The sequence below is a fragment of the Paenibacillus barengoltzii G22 genome, from assembly GCF_000403375.2.
GTDB classification, from domain to species: domain Bacteria; phylum Bacillota; class Bacilli; order Paenibacillales; family Paenibacillaceae; genus Fontibacillus; species Fontibacillus barengoltzii.
On sequence record NZ_KE159652.1, the window covers coordinates 438,398 to 461,830 of the forward strand.

Genomic DNA, 23,433 nt, shown 5'->3' on the forward strand with positions numbered 1-23,433 from the left:
TCAGAGTGGAGCAAAAAATATCTGAGATTATCGTGCACATGGCCCACTCTCACCAGCAGATGGCGCGGGTGATCGATGCGGAACGACAAGTCGCTGTACGCATGGCACAGATCGTTCATGCGATTCCCGACGCCGAGCCAGCGTTCGATGGGACGCCCGGCATTTTGGAGAATTCGGGTCGGATCAACAAAAGTGTGATCTCCTACTTAAATGCCATTGCCGATTTACAGGAAGCAATGGCCGAGAATTTGAGCCATGTGATGAAGCAATTAAAGGTCCAAGAAGAAGAGTGAGGTTAATGAAGCGGGGTATGATGCCATGAGCAGGGAACAGGCTTATCTGAACATGTTGGATGCGGCCGCAAAAATCCAGTGGAACGTCGCAATGATACTGGAAGCCAAGGCGGTCGAGTCCGAGAAGGTGCGCAACTGGATATTGAATCATGTGCTGGATAGCAGTTTCGAGGATCACGAAAAGCAGCTGTCCGACCCGCTGGAGGTTCACGATCAACTTGTGGAGGTGATTGAGGGCCTGACCAAGCTGCAAAATGGGCTGTGCAGCAACCTGAAAACGGTGCTCCCTCCCGACATGACAGAAGGCGGCGGGGATGGTCTGGACGGAGGATTCGGTGGGTTGTTCGACGGCGGTGATTTTGATCTGGAGGCAGGCAAATGACGATGTTCCCCCTTCAGGCCGGGGAGGAGGCGAAACTCCGGTTAGTTGATGCTATAAGCCAAAGCCAGCAAGCGATGGCGCGGATTCTCGGCAGCCTCGCCGACGTGACCGAACTCTCCCCGGACGCTGCAAGGCATATTGCCGGAAATATCGATAAATTGACCAAATATCAAGAAGCGATGGCCCGCACGGTTTGCGGGTTGACTTTTCATCGCGTCAAATATGGAACTCCTTCACCACCATGGATGATGGACGCCTGCTATGCAGCATACGACGTGACCCGAGGAGTACAGGAGGAAGAAGAAGGATGGCAAAAACCAAACTCCGGCGTACCCGCCGTGTAAAGCCGCGTACGACGAGAAAAGTTCGGCTCCGCAGAAAACGGAAGCTGACCCTAAGGCGGAGAAGTAAGACGATCCTTGCCCGCCGCAAGCGTCGCAAGGCGGTACACAAGCCGCGTACACATCGCAGAAGAAGACGTAGAGTGAGACGCCGGCGAAACGCACTACCGGTCCCGGCAGCGGCGGTTCCTGTTACAGAACAAGGAAGCGAAGACAAGGCCGTTTATGATCAGGCCTATAACGAGGCTTATCAAGAAGGATTTAACAGCGGCTTCGCCCAAGGCTACGAGGACGGACATAAGATGGCCTACAAGGATCAAGTCTGACGTATCATCTCTGAAAAGAATCAATCTGATAGGTGCAAATCAGATCGATATCTAGCATCAAATCTATTAACCGTTGTCGGTTCATCGGCAGCGGTTATTTCATTATAGGGAGGGGGGGCATATTGCCATTCTCAGCCTCTTTTTAACCATTATCCCTTTGAATCAGGGAGTGAAGAGAATGGGATGGAACTGTCCAGTATAAAAAAATTTGAAGTTGCCTAGGAGTCAATTCCTTAACTACTTGCATGTACTTCTTGTAATACTCCATACACTTTACTCCTTGCAATTCTTATGCGACTGCTGCAAGGAACGGCTTCAGCTGGCGTGCGTTCAGACCATGGGCGATTAACTGGCGGTAAGGGATGGCAGGAATGGACAAGCACATTTGCAGCAGGTTTTGGCGTATCTCTTCCTCGGAACAAGTCATGCGCAGGTAACGGCGGACGGTGTACTCGTTCAAATACGCCTGCAAATGCGTTATTCCCAGCGCGACATACGTGCGTCGGATCGAGTCTCTTGCTTGTCTCACGACTCTCCGCAAGGGCAGATACATCCGATAAACGAAAGGGAACCACCGCTTAGTTGAGGTATGTTGTCTATCGACATACTTGTTGATGAATGCCTCAAGATCGCTCCGGTCAGCCTGTTGCTCGCCCCCTCCTCTTTTGTGCGGAATCAATTGAATCTTCACTCGCTCGGGTTCACCAGTCTCCGTGACCGTGCAGCCGGTAACAACCGCGGTGGCATAAGGTTGACAAGCTGGATGAAAGCGTCTGGTATCCGTGCCATATTGATCGCGGCTCACCTTTACTTCTCCAGAGAGCAAAACCTTCGCCTCACATTCGCCGAGGGTATGACGGATTTTGTGCAGCATGAGCCAAGCGGTCTTGTAGGTCACTTGGATTACCTGACTCAACCGCAGCGCCGAGATGCCATCCGGGAGCAGAAACAGCTCCAGTGCTTGGAACCACTTCACCAAAGGCAGATGGGTTCTTTCAAAAATGGTGCCGACCAATGGCGAGGCTTGATAACTGCATCTTCCACATTCAAATAAAGGAATATGTCGAGTGGACAGACGGGTGCTCTCGGTATAAGCACAGCGCGGGCAGACGAAGCCATTTGGCCATTTCATCGCGATAATCGCCTCGATACAGTCGGCCTCGCTTTGAAAACGGCTGCTGATAGATTTAAGCTCCATGCTCGTACTTAATTCCATGTCCGATCCCTCCAATTGAAGTTCCTCTAGTCACTGAATACGCACGTGCGTTCCCTTTTTTCTCATTATAGCAAACATACGTTCTTATATCAACTAAAAAATCCTAAATCTTCACGAAAAATGTGGATGTTCAGATCACTGTGCAGCCTTAGTTTAATCCCCCTCATCGATCGCCAAATCTGAATCAAAGGGATAATCGTGCAAAAAGGGGGGGGGGGGGGGCTAGAGGGGCTAGAATCCCCTCTACTCTCTTCCCTAATCTCTCAATTCTGATCGAAAGGGATAATGGTGCAAAAGGGCACAACGAAGCACAACGAATCACAACGAGGCACACAAAGGCACACAAAGGCACACAAAGGCATAACGAGGAAACAGCAAGGCGCAAATAGGCGCTTACGAGAGGTTTTCTATCGCGATCTCCGTATTCTGAGCGAAAGGGATAATCGTGTAAAAGAGGCGTGCCGTAAGCCCAAAGATCGGAGGCAGGCGGTGTCAAAAGGCGGCATTCGCCAATTTATACGGCGGGCGGGTAGTCGTCCATGATGCACGTGTCCCCTCAGCATATATTTATTAAGACCCAGGAAACGAAAGATTGAAATCCACGAAGATAGGATGAAGAACCTTGGAGAACGTCAACGAGAATCGATACGGCGAGGCTTATCAGGCCGGATACCAGGAAGGGATTCGGTATGGCGGATGTCTGGCTGTACTGGAACGTATTCCGCCGGTTTCTCGGCCGAAAGTGGACCTGCGGGTGCTGTATGTGCCTCAAGGGTTCGATGCGATTGACGAAGGGGTTCAGACAGCGCTTGCGGAGTTGACGCGGGAATGCATCGTTGCCTCACCGGAAATGATGCTGCAGGAAACCGAGCACCATCGTCCCGATCTGGTGCTGGTCATGAATTCGCTGCACATTTTTCCGCCTGATCATACTGCGCAGTTGGAGCAGATCCGGAGAATGGGGATTCGGACCGCTGTTTGGTTCGTGGATGATCCTTATTTTACCGATGATACGACCGCGCTGGCTTTAAGCTACGATGTGGTGTTTACGCACGAAATCGAATGTGTGCCGCTCTATCGCTCCTTAGGGGTGCAAAGCGTACACCATCTTCCGCTCGCTGCGAATCCGCGTCAATTTCGGCCCATTCCGGCTAAGCCTGAATATCGCTATGATGTTTGTTTTATCGGTAATGCTTTTTGGAATCGAGTGGCCTTGTTTGATCGCTTAAGCTCGTTCCTGCAAGACAAACGCGTGCTGATTGCCGGATATCATTGGGATCGCTTGCCCAGATACGAGAAGCTGGCGAGGTTCATCCGCCCAGGGTGGGTTCCCGTTGAGGAGACGGTTCGTTATTACAACGCGGCCAAAATTGTGCTCAACATCCATCGACCAACGCAAACCGGCCAGGACAACCGGAACGGGAGCGATACGCCTGGGAGTTCGATCAATCCGCGAACCTATGAAATTGCCAGCTGCGGCGCTTTTCAAATTACGGATATCCGCGGCGATTTAACCTCGTTCTACCGGCCGGGCTACGACATTGAGACGTTTCGAGATGAGACGGAGTTAGAGGCGAAAATCCGCTATTATCTTGAGCACGATGAGGAACGACGCTTCATCGCTTGGCGCTCGCTGTGGACGACGACGGCGTTCCATACGTATATGGACCGGGTTAGCCGCCTGTTGGCTGCAGTCACCAAAAGCTAGTAGAGGAGTCAACCCACTGGGACCACCCCAACGAGAACCAACTATCAAGAACTCATCAGCTAGAACTATCCAACTAGATTCAACCTAGTAAAGGAGTGACCTTATGTTCATGGAAGAAGCGGCTGGCCATCCAACTCAACCCGTGATGAGCCCGGAGGAGAGCGGTAGAACCAACGGGTTCCGTGACGGCTATGCCGAGGGGTACCTGAGAGGAAGGGCCAGCTATATTGTCAGTCAACCGCGGCCGAAATTCCCGGTACGCAACTTAAAAATATTATATGTCGGTTCGGGGAAAGGATTTCCTTATTCTCCGATTGATGAGGCCGTAACTTCCACGCTCCGCACGTTAACCGCTGAAGTGATTACCGCTGTGCCGGGTGATTCGTTACCGGATTTGGCATCGCTGCATAAACCGAACTTGTTGCTCGCCCTCGACGGCTTGGAGCTTCCTCTGGAGCATGTCAACGCCGTGCGGGCGATGGGCATCCCTACGGCGATTTGGTTTACGGATGATCCCTACTACACGGATCTGACGGTTCCGCTGAGCACGCAATATGACTACGTGTTTACTCTTGAACGAAATTGCGTTGATCTGTATCGCTCAGCCGGCTGCAGCCAAGTTCATTATTTGCCGTTTGCCGCCTTTCCGCAGCACTATCGTCCGACCTTGATGCCATCCCCGCACCGCCGCAATTTAAGCTTTATCGGTTCAGCGTATTGGAATCGGGTGAACTTTCTCCGGCCTATTTTTCCAGCGTTGATTGAACAAGGCTTAATGATTAACGGTATCTGGTGGGATCGACTGCCGGAGTACCCGGACTATGTGGACCGGATCGAGCTGGGAAAATGGATGGGTCCGGTGGAAACCGCCGAAGTGTACAGCGGGTCGAAAATTGTCCTGAACTTACACCGCTCCCCGTTTGAGGAGGATGTTAACAACAACAAAGCGGGTATCACAGCGGCGTCGCCAAACCCGCGGACGTTCGAAATTTCGGCCTGCGCAACGCTTCAATTGGTTGATTCGCGGGATGACCTAGCTTCGTTCTACGTCCCCGGCGAAGAAATCGAAACCTTCTCCTCGCCGGAGGAGTTGGTTGAGAAGGTGCGTTTTTATTTGACTCACGAGGAAGCAAGACGGGAAATTGCGTTGCGTGCGCTGAATCGGACCTTGCGGGACCATACCTATTCCAATCGGTTAGATCAGCTGCTAACCGTGATTTTCGGGTGAATCCTGTGAAGTGGAAGCTGGTTCCTGAGCCTCGGACAAACGCACAGGCAAAGGAGGGGCAATTGTGTCGGATAGAAAGAAGCTTCTGCTGTTCTCGCACGTGTGCAATTCCAGAAACGTAACCGGCGCCGAAAAGCTGTTGTTATTCAGCGCGAGAAAGCTGTCGGCTTATTACGACTGTACCATCGTGGTTCCAAGACAGGGCAGTTTGTCGATTCAGGCCCATCGTTATGGGATTCGCACACTGCTGTGTGATAATCCGTTGATATACGCGATGTGTACCCCGAACTCCAGTCTGTCTGGCGAAATCCATACGATTGCCTGGAGCGACTCGGTGCAGCGTACAATCGGATTGCTCCAAGAGGAGCGGCCGGATGCGGTACTGGTAAATACCAGCGTGAATGTAGCACCGGCGATTGCGGCTAAACAGTTGGGAATCCCTGTGATTTGGCAGATTACGGAGGTCATTGCATCCAATGAGTTTACGGCGGAAGCAGTGAATCTGATCGACAGATACAGCGATTTGATTGTTGGCATTTCCGAATCTGCCCTGCTTCCTTTCGCTGGAACGCAAGCTATGCACAAAACCGTATTGCTCTATCCTTCGTGGAACCCGGAGGATATCCATCCCGAGCTTTGGCCGGCACAACGCTGGCAACGAAGAGCACAATGGAAGATCAAACCGTCCGAATTTCTGGTCGGCTATATTTCCTCTTACCTGATTCCAGAGAAAGGTGCCGACCATTTTATCGAAGCAGCGCTGAACCTGACGCACCGGTTCCCGGAGGCCAAATTCGTCATGATCGGTGCGGAAGTTCAACCTGAGTATTATCGGAGTTTAAAGCGAGCGGTACAGGGGTCACCGCATGCGCAGCGATTTATTTTTGTGAGTATGGAATACCATGTGGAATCCGCCTTTAGTGCGATGGACATCGTCGTTGTTCCGGGCATTCTGCCCGAAGGGTTTGGATTAACGGCGCTGGAAGCAATGATCTTCGGAAAACCGGTAGTAGCCTATGCTTCTGGCGGATTGCGCGAAATTTTGGAGTCGACAGGTAACGGAGCTTATCTGGTACCGACAGGAGACAGCCTTGGACTTGTGGAGAAGTGTGCAGAGCTCCTGTCTTCTTCGGAACTGTCCCGCAGCGTAGGGGAAAGGAATCGAGTTCAAGCAGAGGTTATGTTTGGCCCGGCTTCTTACGAGCTGCGGCTTCAAGGACTCGTTCAGCGGATGCAGGAATTGTCGGGGGTTGCCGTACCTCTGCCTGAACCGGTCCCGACCGCGACTTCCCCAGATGCGGCGGAGTATCGAGGCTCTGGAGCGGCGGCGGGTGCAGCCAGTCCGTCAAGCCGCCGCAGACGAGTCAAATTGAAGCGAGCTAAACTGCGTAAGCGAAAATCCGGTGCGGGAAGGAGCTTCACCGCCCGACGCGGCGGGAAGCGACGCGCAAGTAAGATCACCCGGCGCAAGGCGGGGGGCACCCGGAAGATGAAGCGAATCCGCCGCAAACCTAGCCGGAGAACTAGAAATCCCCGCAGGCAACGCGTGCGGAAACGCCAGAAATCCACAAGGAGATGAGTCAGCAAGGAGATGAGACCGTGAAGATCATGACCATTTTGGGGACCCGACCGGAAATTATTCGGCTCAGCCGGATCATCCCGTTGCTGGATCAATGGGCCGAAAAACATGTGCTGGTGCATACGGGCCAGAATTTTACGGCGAGTCTCAGCGATGTCTTTTTTCAAGAGTTGGGTTTGAGACAGCCAGACTACATCTTTCAAGATCACCAAACGACGCTGGGGGCGCAGTTGTCAGCGATGTTTGGACAAATGGAGCGGATTTTGGAGGTGGAGCAGCCGGACCGCGTGCTGCTGTTGGGGGACACCAACAGTGCGCTGTGTGCCGTACTCGCCGAGCGTCTCGGATATCCTGCAATCCACATGGAGGCGGGCAATCGCTGCTTTGACCTCGAGGTGCCTGAGGAGAAGAATCGAAAAGTCATCGATGCAGTGTCGACCATCAATATGCCATATACCCCGCAGAGTAAAGCCCATTTGCTTGCAGAGGGGGTACCCAGCAATCGGATCGTGTTGACCGGCAATCCGATTTACGAAGTGATGAAGCACTACGAGCCGCAAATCGATGCGAGCGATATCCTGCAGCGGCTGGGGCTGGAAGAAAGGGATTATTATCTTGTGACGACCCACCGGGCGGAGAACGTTGACCGTCCGGCCTCTTTACACGCAATTATGGAGGGGTTGAACCGGGTCGCGGAGATGTCGTCCAAACGGTTAATTTGCAGCATTCACCCCCGCACGAGATCGCGGATTGAACGTGATCTGAAGCTGAAAATGCATCCACTGGTCGAATTTCACGAACCGTTTGGTTTCTTCGACTTCGTGAAGCTGGAGAAGCATGCGCTATGTGCGTTGACGGACAGCGGCACCGTGCAAGAGGAATGCTGCATCATGCAGGTACCAACGGTAACGATTCGCCGCACAACGGAGCGGCCGGAGACCGTGGATTGCGGCAGCAACGTTGTATCCGGCATAGACGCCGGCAGAATCGCCGAAGCAGCGAAGATGATGTCCGGTATGGAACGTTCATGGCCTTGTCCTGAAGGATATTTGGAGGAGAAGGTCTCACAAAAAGTGGTCAAATTCGTGCTTGGGGGGAAGTTGAATGTTTAAAGATCAAGTGATTCTCGTCACCGGGGGGACCGGTTCCTGGGGTTACGAGCTGATCCGCCAGCTCCTCCCCCAAGACCCGAAGGAGATCATCATTTACTCCCGTGGTGAAGCGGCGCAGGTTGCGATGAGCCGCGCCTTTAACGACGAGCGCCTGACGTTTCGAATCGGCGATATCCGCGATAAGGAGGCTTTGATCACGGCCTGCCAGAACGTGGACATCGTCTATCATCTGGCTGCTTTGAAACACGTGCCCATTTGCGAAGAGCAACCTGCTGAAGCGCTGAAAACCAATGTGGTTGGCACCCAAAACGTGATTGAAGCCGCCATTAAAAACAAAGTGAAAAAAGTCCTTTATATCTCTACGGACAAAGCGTCGAACCCCTCGAACTTCTATGGCATGACCAAAGCTATCGGTGAAAAGCTGGTTGTTTACGCCAACCTGATCCAGGATGGAACCCGATTTGTATGCATTCGGGGCGGTAACGTTCTGGGGACCAATGGCAGCGTGATTCACTTGTTCAAGCACCAGATTCGGGAGCAGAAGCGGGTAAAGATCACCGATTTGGAAATGACTCGATTTTTCCTGACGATGCCGGAAGCGATCCAGCTTCTATTTAAGGCTTCTCGGGAGAGCATCGGCGGGGAGATTTTCGTCATGCTGATGCCAACCTGCCGGATTATCGATTTGGCGGAGGTGCTGATTGAGGCTTCAGGCATCCCCGATGTGTCGATTGAGGTGACGGGGATTCGCCCTGGCGAACGGATTCACGAGTTGCTGCTCAGTGAATATGAAAGCCGGTCGACCGTGGTATACGACAAGGAGTATCTGGTTATCATGCCTGCGCTCGAGATCGCGGGTCTGCGAGATCGTTACGGCCATTTGCCGCTCGTTCCTTACGGCGAGTTGAGTTCGGAACATGAGCTGATGAGCAAGGAGGAGATCCGCAACATGCTGGATAAAGGAGGATTTCTCTCATGAAATTGCTGATCCTTGGGGGCCATGGAATGGCCGGTCATGTATTGGTACGACATTTTCGCGAGAAGGAAGGCTACCAGGTGTTCTATACCTCACGCGACCCTGGTGACCGCAGCTCGTTGATCTTGGATGCCGGAGATATCGTCGCTGTCGATCAGGCGGTGCAGTTAGTTCGTCCCGATGTCATCATTAACGCGGTTGGGGTGCTAAATCAATTTGCCGATCAGGATAAAATTATGGCTTATCACATCAATGGATTTCTGCCCCACCGGCTGCGCCATTTAGCTGACAAAATCCATGCGCGCCTGATTCATATCAGTACGGACTGTGTCTTCCGCGGTGACCGTGGCAGCTATAAGGAGGATGATCAGCCCGACGGTGTCACAACGTATGCCTTAACGAAGGCGCTTGGGGAGATCCGTGACGCAGGACACCTGACCATCCGTACCTCCATTATCGGACCGGAAATCCGCCGTCATGGGATCGGGCTCTTCCATTGGTTTATGAATCAGGAAGGCAAGGTATCCGGGTATCGCCAGGTTAAATGGAACGGCGTGACGACGATCCAGCTTGCGAAGACGATTGAATTGCTGTTGGACCGGCCCGTGTCCGGGTTAATCCATTTAGCGCATCCAGAGGTCGTCAGCAAATACGAAATGCTGCAAATGTTTCAAGAAATTTGGGGGAAAGACGACGTTGAGATCGAACCGGATGACGGCCCGAACCTCGACCGAACGCTGGTGAACACCCGTCCGGATGCGGTAGTCCCTCTACCTTCGTTCCGAAAGATGATAGAGGAAATGGCGGAATGGATGAAACAGCATGGGTGACCGGGCGACGGTTCTGATTACAGGAGCCGGCGGTTTTACCGGGCGTCATGCTTGCCAACGTTTTGCTGCCAAGGGATACCGGGTTTTCGCTATGGTCAGGAAGGAAGTCGGATGGCCTGCCCATAGGCAGGTAGAGTACATTTCCTGTGATTTGACGGATAGAGCCGGGGTGAAACGGGTCGTCGAGCGGACCCGGCCGCAGTACGTGCTGCATCTGGGCGGGAAAAACTCCGTCCCGGATTCCTGGGCTCAGCCCCTCCTCTACATGGAGAGTAATGTCATGACGACCCTATATCTGCTGGACGCGCTGCATTCCTGCGGTTTAGGGGATTCCCGGATCCTGGTTGCCGGTTCACGGCTGAAATTCGGGTTGGAGCGACCGCTTCGACCCACTCACCCTTATGGGTTAAGCAAAACTTTGCAAGAGGCGGCCGCTTTAGCCTGGGGGAAGCTGTTCCAACTTGGCGTGTTGATCGCCGAACCCGGCAACTTGATTGGCGCCGGTCCATCCACAGGGATATGCTCTCTGCTCGCCCGGCATGTCGTCCGACTGGAGCGGGGGGAGTCCCCTCCCCCTTTCCAGTTGTCTGCGGCGGATGCTAGGCGTGACTTCCTCGACGTACGTGACGCGGTGGACGCCTATGAAATGCTACTGCGCAAAGGGGAGATCGGAGAGGTGTATCCCGTCTGCTCCGGGCGAGAGCGAAGCTTGGCCGAACTGGTGGAGGACTTCGCACAGCTAACAACCGTAACGGATATGAGGATCCAAGCGGGTCCTTCATCCGGAAGCGGCTCGGCGTCCCCTTCCGAGCCGCCTCTTCCCCAGGCACTTTGGGATCTGGGGTGGCGGGCTAACGTGGCCTGGGAGCAATCGCTGCTGGATATCATGGACTATTTTCGCAAAGAGGGGGCCGCAACGTAATGAATCCGCGCGTGAGTATCATTATTCCTTTCTATAACTGTCCCTATATTGAACAGGCAGTGCAAAGTGCACTGAGTCAAACGTACCCGCACACGGAGATTATCGTTGTAGATGACGGGTCCACCATCCATGCCGAGCGGCTCGCGCCTTACCGCGGTCATATCTATTATTTGGGCAAGGCGAATGGAGGGACGGCATCTGCACTGAACCACGGAATTCGACATGCTTCTGGAGATTATATCGCGTGGCTTAGCTCGGACGATCTGTTTGCACCTCAGAAAATCGAAATGCAATTACAGTTCATGCTGGGGCAAGGCGCTGAAATTTCCCACACCAATTTCAACTACATCGATGAGCATGGCCGCATGACTCAATACAATGCCGGCATGCCGCCCCTGGGGATGCGGGAGCTGGCGAATACGTTATACAGCGGCAACCCGATTAACGGTTGTACGGTCATGATGAAACGGAGCTTGATTGAGCGCGTTGGATTGTTTGATGAAGGTCTGCCATACACGCACGATTACGATCTGTGGCATCGAGTGCTGCTCTCTCGTACGCCTTTTCCTTATCTTAATGTATCGCTCATTTCCTATCGGAGACATTCGGGGATGGGAACGCTGCGCCATCAGGCGGCGATCTCGGCGGAGATCCAGTTCATTCAGAACAAATACCGGGATGCACTGACCCATCTTATTGCAACTTCTTAACGATTCCAAGGAACCGGATCAAGATATCGGCGAATCCGAAGAAAACAAAATAAGCGGGTATCTTGATAAAGATGTCCATACCAAAACCTTCATTGGTTCATAACCTGTACTAGATTACAAGAAGGTGGTGATTTAAAAGATGGGTGTCTTTCTTGATGCCAGAAGCTCCGTGAACTCCAATCAGCCTGGATTCCCCGGAACTCCGCTCACAGATACTCCTGCATTGTTCGGAGTTATCGGGCTGCAAACGCAGAATGCTCCGAATCCGATCGTTCTGCTGTCGGGTTCCATCGGAATTCTGGGAGAAGTCGGCGATACGTTTACAGTTGAAATCGTTCGCGGTTCTACGTACAATCCTGCCAACGTTATCTTTACCCTCGACGGCGTAGTTAGCAGCGCCGCTTCCACAGAAGTCACGTCTTTCGTAGCCGCCGACCTTTCGGCTCCGGCTGCTCTGGAAACCGTGTATACGTCCTTTGTCTCTGGAGCAACAACCGCAGTCCGAAACGGCCCAGAATCCTTTGTAGGCATTGCCCAACAAGGTTAGGTGTACCCAGAAAGCCTGCTTCGGGGTGTCCCGGGCAGGTTTTCTAATAACATATTGGAATTTACTGCTACTGAAAAGGGTTGGAAATCATGAAACGTTTGAAAATCCTGTTCGTCACCAAGGACTTCAGTAAGTATCTGGAGAGGAATTTCCACTATTTGCAATTAGCATTGCGTGAACTTGCGGATGTGGTACTCGATCACGAAGGCGGAGAGATCAAGGAGATTTTACGTCGGCATCGCTTCTCGCCGGATTTTATTTTGTTTAACGATATGTTTCATTCCACACATTGTCCGCCGGTTTCGGGATATTCTGATCTCAATATTCCTTGGGGAATGATTATGCACGATCTTCACGGCAAAACGGAGGAACGAAGGGCGTTTCTGCTCCAGAAACCCGCACCAATAATATTTACGATTTACAACCGTCCATTCCGCCAACGATATTCCGAATTCAAGGGGCAGTTGTTCTGGCTCCCCCATTTCGCGGAGCCTAGTATATTTAGGGACTACCAGCGCCGTAAAACTATCGATATTTTAATGATGGGCGCAACCAATCGCCATGTTTATCCGCTTAGGCACAAGATGAAGACGGCCTTGGCCCATCGGGAAGGCTTCGTAGTCCACAAGCATCCCGGATATCAGAATTTTGGGCCGGAGCAAAAAGTGTTAGTAGCTAGAAGCTTCGCGCTGGAGGTGAACCGGTCTAAGATTTTTTTGACCTGCGACTCCATCTATCACTATGCCTTACGGAAGTACTTTGAGGTTCCTGCCAGCAATTCACTCCTCATGGCTTCATTTAATGATGATCTCGGGGAGCTGGGCTTCAAATCGGGTCATAATTTTGTCGCCATCGATGAACATGATTTTAGGGCCAAGGTCGATTTCTATTTACACCCCAATAACGACTCCTTACGGCAACAGATTACACAACAAGGTTATAACTTCATTAGGAAAAATCATTCCACAAAGGTTCGGGCCAAACAGCTGCTCCAAATGATCGATTCTATCGTCGGCTGACGTGCTCACAGGATGGAGAAATAACACCCGTAATCGTCCGACGAAAGGAGAGAATGCACATTGAGCCGTATGATTGCCATCGTCGGCCTCGGTTATGTTGGCTTGCCTTTAGCGGCAACATTTATTGATCAAGGCTTTCGTGTGATCGGCATCGATAAGGATGAATCAAAATTAAGGATGTTAGAAGCAGGACAAAGCTATATCGCTGATGTTCCCAATGAAAAGGTGGAACGATGGGTTCAGACCAAACAGTTGAGGGTCACGCCGGATTTTCACATGATTGCTGCTGCGGAAGCGGTGATCATTTGCGTGCCGACTCCACTCACAGAACACCAAACTCCGGATTTATCCCCCTTGATGGATGCCGCCAAGCGAATTGGAGAGCATCTGCGACCAGGTCAGCTCGTTTCGCTGGAAAGCTCAACCTACCCGGGAACGACGAAGGAAGTTTTGCTCCCATTGTTGGCTGCAAGGGGACTCAGGATCGGCCAAGATTTTTTTGTTGGGTTTTCACCGGAACGTGTTGATCCGGGAAACTCCAAGTTTCCCCTGCCGGAGATTCCCAAAGTTATCAGTGGAATTACGGAGGCATGTGCAGCGCGAATGGAGGAGCTATATCAGATTGCATTCCGGAAGATTGTTCGCGTATCGTCGACGGAAACAGCGGAAATGACCAAGTTGCTGGAAAATACTTTCCGATTTATCAACATTTCCTTCATTAACGAGTTCGCCATCGTATGCGACAAGCTTGGGATTAACGTATGGGAAGTCCTTGCGGCAGCTTCATCCAAGCCGTTTGGCTTTACCCCTTTTTCCCCCGGTCCAGGGGTTGGCGGACATTGTATTCCCGTTGATCCGTTGTACCTGCAGTGGAAGACCCGACAGCTGGGTTTAAACACCTCGTTTATTGATATTAGTGCACGGTTGAACGATGAAATGCCGAGGTATGTCGCAGACAGAATCCGGGAAGAGCTGCATCGTCCCGTTTTGGAAGGCGCGCATATTTTGGTGATCGGTGTGACCTTTAAAGAGAACGTAGCCGATATTCGTGAATCCAGTGCGATCGAGGTCATTCGGCTGCTACTGGCACAAGGCGCAGCGGTTGATTATCATGATCCATTGATTTCCGAATTCGTCGTCGACGGAATCCGGCTCAAGTCGGTGTCCTTGGACGCTCAGCAGCTTCAAGCCGCTGATTGTGTGGTGGTGGCCGTCAATCATCGCGGATTGCCTCTAAGGGAGATTGCTGAGCATGCCGCGTTGGTGTTCGATACCCGAAATGCGTTATCGAAATATCGTTCCAGGTACAACATCGTCACTTTAGGCGATGGTAAAGCAGGTAAAAACAAACGACCGTTCGCGTAAAGAACGACGGTGATGCCCAATTACATTTTGGCGAAGGAGGATTAGCATGATACGGCGTATCGTCATCGATATTCGATTTAACAATATGGGGTTTCAGAAAGAGCGACTTACTCAACCATGGATTGAACATCGTCTTGCGCTTTTTCGTGATTTGACCATGCGCAGTCTGTTGCGTCAGGTCAATCAAAATTTTCTAGTTCTTCTGAAATACGATCCGTTGTCACACGACGCTCTGCAGAAAGCCCTGAAAGCACTGGATTTGAAGTTGCCGAAGCATTTTCGGTTTGTACCGGTAGATCAGTTCGATGAGGCCATTCTTGAATATATCAAAGGGGCCGATGAATTGTATATCGCCCGTACCGATTCGGATGATTTGCTCCATAGAACTTATATCAATCGGCTGCACCATTACAAGCACAAACCCGAAACCTGGGCATTAATCAACCAGCATGGCTATTATTGGGACAAAGATAATAACGTTATGGCGGAAACTTTTTACGCTTCCCCCCAATTTTATGTATTGATCTACAGTGCGGATGAATTCAGCAAGGGGAAACGGTATGTGGTTCGCGATCACGGCCATGTCATTAAATTCCCGCATGAGAAGCTGCCCGGCAGAAACTGGGTTAATATCGTCCATTCCACCAACTCTTCACCTAAGAAAGTACCTGAGCCCAATCGACTTCACCCAAAGGATATACAACGCGTATTAGTTGATTTCATGTAACAAGGAAAGGAAGGTTATTGGATGTTTAAGAATAAAGTTGTTCTAATTACCGGGGGAACCGGATCCTGGGGGAAAATGTTGACGAGGAGGCTCCTGCAAGAGGGACCACGGGAAATCCGCATCTTCTCAAGAAATGAATACGCTCAGGTCTTGATGCAGCGGGAATTTAGCGGGCACGTCTCGATGCGGTATCTGATCGGCGATGTCCGGGATTATACGGCGGTGGAAGCAGCTTGCAAGGGAGTGGATTATGTATTTCATCTCGCAGCGCTAAAGCATGTGCCGGTTTGCGAATTCCAGCCGGAAGAAGCGCTCAAGACCAATGTGCTCGGCACAGAAAACATGATTCGGGCGAGCATCGCGAATAAGGTTATCAAGGTGATTGACGTATCTACCGACAAGGCGGTGGATCCGACCAATACGTACGGGATGACCAAAGCGATCGGGGAGAAGCTGATGATTCGTGCCAACGATTTAAGTGAACATACCCGATTCACTTGTATCCGCGGGGGGAACGTGCTGGGGACGAACGGCAGCGTAGTTCCGCTGTTCATTAACCAACTGCGGGACGGGAAAGACTTAACGATTACCGCTCGGGAGATGACGCGCTTCTTCCTGACCTTGTCCCAAGCGATCGATCTTCTGCTCAAAGCGGCCACGACAGCCATCGGAGGCGAAACGTTCGTGATGAAAATGAAGGCTTGCCGCATCATCGATATTGCCGAGGTACTTGCACAGCATTATGTCGGACATCAAGTCCCGGTGCAGGAAATTGGCATTCGGCCTGGGGAGAAGCTCCATGAGGTGCTGGTCTCTCGGTACGAAGCTCCTTATACACTCAAATACAGCGATCAATATTATGTCATTCTTCCTCCCAGCTCCAAGGAGCTCATTGCCCATTATTCCAGCTTGCCTCGCGAACTGTTCGCTGAATACAATTCCAACGCTTCATTGCTTGATAAGGCCGAAGTGGCCGAACTGCTGCGGGAGGGAGGCTTCCTGAACTGATCACGATAAGTTTATGTATGATTGTCAAGAACGAAGAAGCCCGTTTACCCGTATGCTTAAAGTCCGTCTGCGATCTGGTGGACGAAATGGTGATCGTAGATACGGGTTCAACCGACCGCACGAAGGAGGTTGCGGAGGAATTCGGGGCCAAGGTGTATGATTTCGCTTGGCAGGACGATTTTGCGGCTGCACGGAATTTCGCTTTCTCCTTGGCAACCTTTGAGTATATTCTGTGGATGGATGCCGATGATGTGTTCACCGAACCCAACCGCGCCAAGCTCCTTCAGCTCAAGCAAAATTTGAGCTCCGACATCGACGCGGTTCTGATGAATTATGTGCTGCGTGAGGAGGAACAGACCGGAGCGCCGTTGGCCTACACCCGGCGGAACCGATTAGTCAAACGGAGCCGGAAGTATCGCTGGATTGGCATCGTACATGAATACTTGGATATTCCGGATGGAAAGCAGCTGCTAACGGATATCGCTGTAACTCATCGCGGAACCGGGGGCCATTCCGGACGGAATCTAAAGATTATCGAGCATCATCTGGCAAATGGCGGACAGCTGCAAGGACGTCTTCGCTTTCATTTCGCATGCGAGCTCGCAGATGCTGGACGATATGAGGAAGCCGTACCGCAGTTTACGGAATTCCTTCTCGATCCGATGGCGAACCGGGATGATCTGATTCTGGCCTGCGCTCGTTTAGCGGATTGCTATGGTTTTTTGGGACGCGAAGGACTGAAACTGGAGACGTTGCTGCGATCTCTCCAATATCAAATTCCGAGTTCGGAAATATGCTGTGCGATCGGAAGATGTATGGAGGATCGACAGGAATGGGCGATGGCAGTCTATTGGTACGGTCAGGCGTTACAGAATGCTCATGTTGGCAGTTGGACAGCGATCGTTCAGTCGGCGCCCCGAACTTGGTTGCCGCATAGTCGGTTATGTTTGTGTTATGCGCGGCTTGGCCATTTACGTCAGGCATATGAGCATAACCGGGAGGCGCTTCGCTATTTGCCCAACGATCCGGGCCTCCTTGAAAATGAGAAGAAGCTGAAGCTGGCTTTGGAAACGGCGTCTACTTCATAGCGGCATAGGCGGCTCCCCAATAGTATATGCATTTTGCAGAATAATTGCCAACAAAAGAACCTCCAGATTTCTGGAGGTTCTTTCATTTGCTTCTTTATTTTACTCCTAAGCTTTGCAACATTTGGCGGAAGGAATCAGCATATTGTTGCGGCGACAGCCACTGGTGGACATGCTGTTCCCCCATGTTGCGGATCTTCTCCCGCTGTCCGTGATGATCTATCAGCTCCAATGCGCCGGCAACCGCTTGGCCCACTTGCGGGTACGCGAAAAATTTTCCCGTCTCATTATGTTTGATAAAGAGACGTACGCCATCCGAATCGGTGGTCAGCACGGGGCAACGACAAGCTAATGCCTCGGCAACGGCATATCCGAAGCCCTCCAGGGTAGATGTGGAAATCATGAGCCCTCCGGAATCGCCGACGCGGGATAAATAATAGGGCATCTCCCTATTAGGGGCATTCGGATACAATTTCAGGTTGGATTGCAACCCCAGGTGTTGAACATAGTGCCAAAACTTGTTTTTCGTCTCCTCAGACGGAAGCTGATAATCGAGGAACATCCAAATTTCCATCTGTGGACGTTGGCGGAGCAGGGCGGCAGCAATTTTCAGAAATAATTCCCAATTCTTATTAGGGTCCAGCCGTCCAACCCAAGCGATAATGGGTACCGGATACTTCGGTTGTGCGATATGACGGAAGTGCCGAGTATCCAGCGGATTCATCAATACGAACTTGGGCAATGTGGGATAGTGGGTGGAGGCCAACTCCATTAAATGGGGGGTTGGAGGCATCAGCGAAGCCTGGCAATTTCGTAAGATTTCGTCCTTGCCTTCCCGAAGCGTCTGATCCGCTTGCTCCCGCGTGCCCAAGCCTTGAATTTCAAAAATTATCGGTTTGTGAAACCCAAGCCGGCGCAGCCGTCCGGGCATCCAATAATCCGAGGTAGCTATAACGGCATCATATTGCGGCAAACGTTGAGCGAGTTCGGCATCGCTTGGATCCACCATTACGGGAATATTAGCCTGCTGCGTGTTGATGAGCCCGGTACCGGGACGCAAATACAAAACATGGCCTTCAATGTTCCGGCTTCTGAGCGCTTCGCAGCGCAAGCGGTTTAATGTTTCGACCCCACCGCTCGGAACGTAAAATGTAAACAACACTTTCATGGGCCAGCACCCCTTGAGGTTAATCAGCGTCTCAGATTTAGTGTACGCGTCATCTGATTTGGACGTGTGGGTAGATTTCCCGCGATAAAAGCCTGCAAAAGCTCAGGAGGCAGGTGGGTGGCTCGGTTATGTTTACCTGTATGACGACTACGGGATTTGGCGCATCATAAGTCCTGTTTCATACATTACTTTTTCGGATGGAGGTTGACTACATGCGAGGAGCGAAAGTCGTAAACTTGTCGTTATCCGCAGCGTTAATTGCAGGGATGGCTTTAGTGGCAGGCTGCGGTGACGGAAAGGGCGACAATAATGTGCGTACGCAAAGCTTACGGGGCAATAACCGCAATTATGATGTCAATTCTTTGAACCCCGGCAACCGTCTGTTCTCCCGGAGCGCCGGCAGCGGACAGGATACGCGTATCCGTTCCCTGCGTTACAGCCCTGCGCTTAGCAACAAGGTAGCACAGCTTCGCGACGTTCAAACTGCACATGTCGTTGTTACCGACCGTGATGCATATGTAGGTGTCACACTCCACGGCATGAATATGAATGGCCGAACTAGCGCCTATGGTATGCAACGTCCAAACGGAGTGGGCCTGGGGACGACGAATGTCGGAGGGCCTTACGGTGCGGACTATGGTACCCGTGGGGCTGGGGACAACGGACTAGCTCGCGGCAACGATCGAGCCGGTTTGGGCGGGCTCTTTGACCTTGGACGCGGATTGTTTGGAACCGGGAACAACGTAAGCCGTAACAACAACGGCTCTATTCAGGGCACCGGTACAACTGGCAACCGCTCCGGGTCGATGTATCCTGGGGGCAATATGGGCATGTCCAGCGTGAACCGAGGTACCGGAACGACAACAGATCGAATGGGTACGCGTGGGATGACGAACACCCCTTCGGGCTTTACGACAGGGAACGGAGCCTTGGGAGCTGGAACGAGCAACGTTTCTCAGGATCTGAAAAACCGGATCGAGGCTGCCATTAAGCAAACGGCACCGCATATCCGCAACGTTTATGTAACAAGCGATTCCGATTTTGTATCCACCATCGGCCAATATGCTACAGAGTCCCGTGGCGGAGGTACGCTGAACAAATACATCAGAGATTTTGAAACGATGCTTAACCGTGTATTTCCAGGTCGTGCAGGGACGATGACCGGACCAAACGGATATGCGCCAACTAGACCTAATGCCGGCATGGGCAATGGGACAGGAACAGGTGCACGTGACATGAACGCCGGTTTCACCGGAGGGACGACCCGCTAACGGCGGTTTTACAGTAATGCCAAAAAGCGCGAGAAGCGGGAAGGAAATCTTCCTGCGTCTCGCGCTTTATCTTGTGTTTGGAGGATTTGGATTATTCGTGATCTTGGAATGCACGACCTTTGACCCACACACGCTGCAGCTCCAAATCGCGGTCAACCAATAGCAAGTCTGCCTGTTTGCCGGTTTCGATCGAGCCGGTGTAATGATCGATGCGGATCAGCTTCGCCGGATTGACGCTGGCGGCTTCCGATGCGCGTTCGATCGACAATCCCACCTCTTGGACGAGATAGCGGAAACCGCGAATCATCGTTAACGTGCTTCCGGCTAACGTTCCTTCGCTGTCGCGCAGCGTGCAGACATTATTCTTCACGATAACCGGCAGATCGCCAAGCATGTAGTCCCCGTCACCTAAGCCTGCGGCCGACATCGCATCGGTGATCAGGAGCAGGTTGCTGCCGGTCTTCACGCTGCTAAGCAGCCGGATGGCTGCTGGATGAACGTGAATGCCATCGGCAATAATTTCAGCGCTGATGCCCGGCGTACTCAGGATAGCCCCGGCGGTACCCGGTTTTCGGTGATGTAGCGGCGTCATGGCGTTAAACATATGCACGGAGTGATTCAAGCCCACCTCGTAAGCGGCTATGATTTCTTCGTACGTGGCATCGGTATGTCCGGCAGCCGCGACGATTCCCTGCTTCCGCAAATAGCGAATCAACTCATGCGCTCCATCCCGTTCAGGCGCAAACGTAACCTGTTTAATTAGCCCCGGATACTGCTGTTCCCAGCCTTCGATCCATTCGCGATTCGGCGGGACGATGTGTTCGGGATTTTGGGCGCCCGGCCATTTCGGGCTGATAAATGGCCCCTCTAAATGTACGCCAACCAATTGGGCATAAGGCATCTCGCCAGCCATATATTGATGGACTTCTTCCAGCACGTTGTCGATCATCGCCTTCGGAAGGGTCATCGTTGTCGCCAGCATCGATGTCGTTCCCTGACTGCAGTGAAGCTTCGTAATCGCGTCCAGACCTTGCTTGCTTGGTTTAGAGAAATCCTCCAGCATGCCGCCATGGACGTGCACGTCGATAAAGCCGGGCAGCACATAGCTGCCTTTGGCATCAATCGTCTCAACACCTGCGGCATGAGCTTCAGGCAATCCGGCCGTGGTGCCGACGTAAGTGATGACGCCGTCTTTCACCGCCACTGCGCCGTCGCGAAACGTCCCGCGCGGGGTAACAACTTCGGCATGAATCAGGTTGAAAGTACGTCCGGCGCTGCTCATCACAGGAATCTCCCCGCAGCTTGGTCAACGACGACAACTACATTCGGATGGGTTTGCAGCAGCGAAGCTGGACATTGGGTCGTGATCGGCCCCTTCAACGCTTTGGCGATAATTTCGGCTTTGTCTTCGCCTTTGGCCATAAGCAGGATTTGCTTAGCCTGCAGGATCGACCCGATCCCCATGGTGAGCGCGTGAGTTGGCACCTCGTCAATGGAGTTGAAGAAGCGTGCATTCGCCAGCCGTGTGCGCTCTTGAAGCTTCACGACATGCGGTGGCCCCGTCAATTCATCCGCGGGCTCGTTAAACCCGATATGGCCGTTATGTCCAAGGCCCAGCAGCTGCAAATCAATTTGACCGGCTTGATCCAGTAGTTTGGCGTAGTCCTTGGCAGCTTGCTCAGGATCCGGAGCATTTCCCTCAGGAACATGCGTATTTTCAGGCAAAATATCAATATGATTAAACAGCTTCTCGTCCATGAAACGGCGATAGCTCTCTGGATGGTCTGCCGGCAAGCCGATGTACTCATCCAGATTATAGCTGCTGGCTTGCTTAAAGCTGACGCTGCCTTGCTTATACAATTCGATCAGCTTCTCATACACTCCGACCGGCGTGCTGCCGGTAGCCAGCCCCAAAATCGCCCGAGGTTTAGATTGTAGGAGGCTTGCGATGATACCAGCCCCGGTTTCATTAAATTGCTGCTCACTGTTGGTTTTAATAATATTCAGCATTCGTGTTGCCCTCCTTGGGTTTTACGATAAATTTGAACATTCTGATACGAGCTCTCCAGCTTCGGAATGAAGTCCTCGAATTCCAAGCTGACCATGCCCGTAAATAAAATATCGATGACGTGCAGCTGCGCAATCCGCGAAGCCATATCGCCCCGGCGCATGCCTTCCTCTAATGAGGAGGAGAATAAAGCAATATCCGCAAGTGAAGCCAGAGAGTTGCTGCTGTACTGCGTGAGCGACAACGTGATTGCACCGCTGTCCTTGGCGCAGCGCAGGGCATCGATCGTTTCTGGCGTTTCACCTGAATAGGAGATCGCCAACGCTACGTCGCCTTCGCTGAGCGAAGAGGCGGAAGTGATCTGCATATGGGAATCCGCAAAGGCGGTGCAGTTCTTACCGATACGCACCAGCTTCTGGTAAAAGTCCTGGGCGACAATTGAGGAAGTCGCCACACCGTACAGATCAATGCGCTTGGCGCAGCATAGTGCCTCAACGGCCCGAGACAGCTGGTTCATGTCCAGCAGCCGGGTGGTGTCGGTAATCGAGGCGAGATGGTTGGCTTCCATCGCTTCGACGATTTTTTGCAGGTCGTTGCCGGCGATGATGTCCTGGTAGTGGTTCTCGGCAGGCTTGTGAGCCAGCTCGGAAGCCAGCTTCATTTTGAAATCAGGGAAGCCTTTAAAGTGAAACGTCTTGCAGAACCTTGTCACCGTGGAGGGACTAATCCCGCACGCATTGGCCAGCTCTGTGATTCCCTGATGAATCACGGTGGCCGGCGACTCCAAAATGTACTCGCCCAGCTTGCGTTCCTGCGGCGACAGCGTCTCTAAGTGACAGGATACCGCATGCAATATGGGTGTCATAGATAAGTCCCTCCCTCAGGAAGTTCAGCCGTTGATAAGCTGTTCACTTTCTGCGAAAATAATTTTTATTAATTTTCGGTAGAATGTGAAAATTATTTTGATATCTTGGTTTCATCATAAGCGATTTTCCCGCCCTTTTCAAGTAGGGTTGCCCGTCAAATGGCGACAGATTCCTTGAATTTTCGGTGTTCGCATAATACACTTTAAAAGCAGGGTTATTATCGGAGAGAGGAATGGTATTGTTGTCCTTTGATCTCGACAATTACATAGATCGGATCGAGTCGGTATGGACCCGTTCGTTTCGGAAAGTGAAGAGCGAATTAATGCACCATCAGGAGCTTGGTCTGACGGGCCCGCAATTTCATACGCTGATGTTGATTGCGAAGAAGTCCAACTGCAATGTCAGCTATTTGGCTGACAAGCTGGAGGTGAAGCCCAGCGCGATTACAGTGATGGTCGATCGGCTGGTCCAAAGCGGATTCGTGGAGCGACGGCATGACGAACAGGACCGGCGGGCGGTGCTGCTGTCGGTGACCGAGCGGGGGGCCGAGGTGTTAGCGGAAGCTCGAAAGAAGTCAAGGGAAGTATTGAAAACGCATTTATCCGTTCTCAGCCAACAGGAGCTGGAGATGATGATCACAATTTTGGAGAAGCTATCTAACAATTCCAAGGCGGATGAGGAACGGTGAACATATTAACGGAAAGGAACCATGGAGATGAGCCATGGTTCTTTTTTTATCTCCTGTT

25 protein-coding genes are annotated in these 23,433 nt (G+C 52.0%); 20 read left to right on the forward strand and 5 right to left on the reverse strand.

Annotation, left to right across the window (positions count from 1 at the left end; genetic code table 11):
• Positions 1-5 precede the first annotated feature (5 nt).
• Genes C812_RS02140 through C812_RS22735 form a run of 4 tightly spaced genes read left to right on the forward strand, consistent with a single transcriptional unit; the run spans position 6 to position 1,342 of the window.
• Positions 6-293, forward strand: a complete 288-nt coding sequence (locus C812_RS02140; protein ID WP_009225097.1) for a hypothetical protein — start codon at positions 6-8, stop codon at positions 291-293.
• A gap of 25 nt (positions 294-318) precedes the next feature.
• Complete coding sequence (locus C812_RS02145) at positions 319-675, forward strand: alpha-helical endospore appendage domain-containing protein (RefSeq protein ID WP_016311048.1); 357 nt, start codon at positions 319-321, stop codon at positions 673-675.
• On the forward strand, positions 672-1,019 hold the full coding sequence (locus tag C812_RS02150; protein ID WP_016311049.1) for a hypothetical protein: 348 nt from the start codon (positions 672-674) through the stop codon (positions 1,017-1,019). Before C812_RS02145 ends, C812_RS02150 begins: the two co-directional genes overlap by 4 nt.
• On the forward strand, positions 983-1,342 hold the full coding sequence (locus C812_RS22735; RefSeq protein ID WP_016311050.1) for a hypothetical protein: 360 nt from the start codon (positions 983-985) through the stop codon (positions 1,340-1,342). Before C812_RS02150 ends, C812_RS22735 begins: the two co-directional genes overlap by 37 nt.
• A 289-nt stretch (positions 1,343-1,631) precedes the next feature.
• Here the strand turns inward: C812_RS22735 and C812_RS02160 are convergent, their stop codons facing one another.
• Complete coding sequence (locus C812_RS02160; protein ID WP_016311051.1) at positions 1,632-2,558, reverse strand: transposase; 927 nt, start codon at positions 2,556-2,558, stop codon at positions 1,632-1,634.
• A gap of 622 nt (positions 2,559-3,180) precedes the next feature.
• On the opposite strand from C812_RS02160, the gene C812_RS02165 reads away from it, so the two are divergent.
• From C812_RS02165 to C812_RS02230, 14 genes are all read left to right on the forward strand, one after another.
• Positions 3,181-4,266 carry a CgeB family protein gene (locus C812_RS02165; protein WP_016311052.1) on the forward strand — a complete coding sequence of 362 codons (1,086 nt, stop codon included), beginning with the start codon at positions 3,181-3,183 and terminating at the stop codon, positions 4,264-4,266.
• Between the two features lie 103 nt (positions 4,267-4,369).
• Positions 4,370-5,494, forward strand: a complete 1,125-nt coding sequence (locus C812_RS02170; RefSeq protein ID WP_016311053.1) for a CgeB family protein — start codon at positions 4,370-4,372, stop codon at positions 5,492-5,494.
• 64 nt (positions 5,495-5,558) lie between these two features.
• On the forward strand, positions 5,559-7,073 hold the full coding sequence (locus C812_RS02175) for a glycosyltransferase family 4 protein (RefSeq protein ID WP_016311054.1): 1,515 nt from the start codon (positions 5,559-5,561) through the stop codon (positions 7,071-7,073).
• A 20-nt stretch (positions 7,074-7,093) separates the two neighbouring features.
• Entirely contained in the window at positions 7,094-8,185 is a 1,092-nt protein-coding gene (wecB, locus tag C812_RS02180; RefSeq protein WP_036624255.1) for a non-hydrolyzing UDP-N-acetylglucosamine 2-epimerase, read from the forward strand.
• On the forward strand, positions 8,178-9,164 hold the full coding sequence (locus C812_RS02185) for a polysaccharide biosynthesis protein (protein WP_016311056.1): 987 nt from the start codon (positions 8,178-8,180) through the stop codon (positions 9,162-9,164). The genes wecB and C812_RS02185 overlap by 8 nt, the downstream gene beginning before the upstream one ends.
• Positions 9,161-9,991, forward strand: a complete 831-nt coding sequence (locus C812_RS02190) for an SDR family oxidoreductase (protein ID WP_016311057.1) — start codon at positions 9,161-9,163, stop codon at positions 9,989-9,991. Before C812_RS02185 ends, C812_RS02190 begins: the two co-directional genes overlap by 4 nt.
• Positions 9,984-10,913 carry an NAD-dependent epimerase/dehydratase family protein gene (locus C812_RS02195; protein WP_016311058.1) on the forward strand — a complete coding sequence of 310 codons (930 nt, stop codon included), beginning with the start codon at positions 9,984-9,986 and terminating at the stop codon, positions 10,911-10,913. The genes C812_RS02190 and C812_RS02195 overlap by 8 nt, the downstream gene beginning before the upstream one ends.
• A complete protein-coding gene (locus C812_RS02200) occupies positions 10,913-11,623 on the forward strand; it encodes a glycosyltransferase (protein ID WP_016311059.1) in 711 nt (236 codons plus the stop codon). The genes C812_RS02195 and C812_RS02200 overlap by 1 nt, the downstream gene beginning before the upstream one ends.
• A 139-nt stretch (positions 11,624-11,762) precedes the next feature.
• A complete protein-coding gene (locus C812_RS02205; protein ID WP_016311060.1) occupies positions 11,763-12,170 on the forward strand; it encodes a hypothetical protein in 408 nt (135 codons plus the stop codon).
• 89 nt (positions 12,171-12,259) lie between these two features.
• A complete protein-coding gene (locus C812_RS02210) occupies positions 12,260-13,189 on the forward strand; it encodes a glycosyltransferase (protein ID WP_016311061.1) in 930 nt (309 codons plus the stop codon).
• Positions 13,190-13,258: 69 nt separating this feature from the next.
• Positions 13,259-14,554: a nucleotide sugar dehydrogenase gene (locus tag C812_RS02215; protein WP_036624541.1), complete on the forward strand. Its 1,296-nt coding sequence runs from the start codon at positions 13,259-13,261 to the stop codon at positions 14,552-14,554.
• Between the two features lie 46 nt (positions 14,555-14,600).
• Entirely contained in the window at positions 14,601-15,281 is a 681-nt protein-coding gene (locus tag C812_RS02220; RefSeq protein WP_016311063.1) for a glycosyltransferase, read from the forward strand.
• Positions 15,282-15,302: 21 nt separating this feature from the next.
• Positions 15,303-16,289 (forward strand): polysaccharide biosynthesis protein, encoded by a 987-nt coding sequence (locus C812_RS02225; protein WP_016311064.1) that lies wholly within the window; start codon positions 15,303-15,305, stop codon positions 16,287-16,289.
• Between the two features lie 17 nt (positions 16,290-16,306).
• Positions 16,307-17,377: a glycosyltransferase family 2 protein gene (locus tag C812_RS02230; RefSeq protein WP_036624257.1), complete on the forward strand. Its 1,071-nt coding sequence runs from the start codon at positions 16,307-16,309 to the stop codon at positions 17,375-17,377.
• Between the two features lie 94 nt (positions 17,378-17,471).
• Here C812_RS02230 and C812_RS02235 read toward each other — a convergent pair whose 3' ends face one another.
• Positions 17,472-18,542 (reverse strand): glycosyltransferase family 4 protein, encoded by a 1,071-nt coding sequence (locus C812_RS02235; RefSeq protein ID WP_016311066.1) that lies wholly within the window; start codon positions 18,540-18,542, stop codon positions 17,472-17,474.
• A 212-nt stretch (positions 18,543-18,754) separates the two neighbouring features.
• Here C812_RS02235 and C812_RS02240 point away from each other — a divergent pair, with 212 nt between their 5' ends.
• On the forward strand, positions 18,755-19,813 hold the full coding sequence (locus C812_RS02240; RefSeq protein WP_016311067.1) for a YhcN/YlaJ family sporulation lipoprotein: 1,059 nt from the start codon (positions 18,755-18,757) through the stop codon (positions 19,811-19,813).
• A 91-nt stretch (positions 19,814-19,904) separates the two neighbouring features.
• Here the strand turns inward: C812_RS02240 and nagA are convergent, their stop codons facing one another.
• From nagA to C812_RS02255, 3 genes are read right to left on the reverse strand one after another with little or no spacing between them, the layout of a single operon-like run.
• On the reverse strand, positions 19,905-21,095 hold the full coding sequence (gene nagA, locus C812_RS02245) for an N-acetylglucosamine-6-phosphate deacetylase (protein WP_016311068.1): 1,191 nt from the start codon (positions 21,093-21,095) through the stop codon (positions 19,905-19,907).
• The gene (gene nagB / locus C812_RS02250) at positions 21,095-21,823 is read right to left on the reverse strand and encodes a glucosamine-6-phosphate deaminase (protein WP_016311069.1); all 729 of its coding nucleotides are present in this window, start codon (positions 21,821-21,823) and stop codon (positions 21,095-21,097) included. The genes nagA and nagB overlap by 1 nt, the downstream gene beginning before the upstream one ends.
• On the reverse strand, positions 21,817-22,686 hold the full coding sequence (locus tag C812_RS02255) for a MurR/RpiR family transcriptional regulator (protein WP_016311070.1): 870 nt from the start codon (positions 22,684-22,686) through the stop codon (positions 21,817-21,819). Before C812_RS02255 ends, nagB begins: the two co-directional genes overlap by 7 nt.
• Positions 22,687-22,919: 233 nt before the next feature.
• Here C812_RS02255 and C812_RS02260 point away from each other — a divergent pair, with 233 nt between their 5' ends.
• The gene (locus tag C812_RS02260; RefSeq protein ID WP_016311071.1) at positions 22,920-23,375 is read left to right on the forward strand and encodes a MarR family winged helix-turn-helix transcriptional regulator; all 456 of its coding nucleotides are present in this window, start codon (positions 22,920-22,922) and stop codon (positions 23,373-23,375) included.
• Positions 23,376-23,433: the final 58 nt, after the last annotated feature.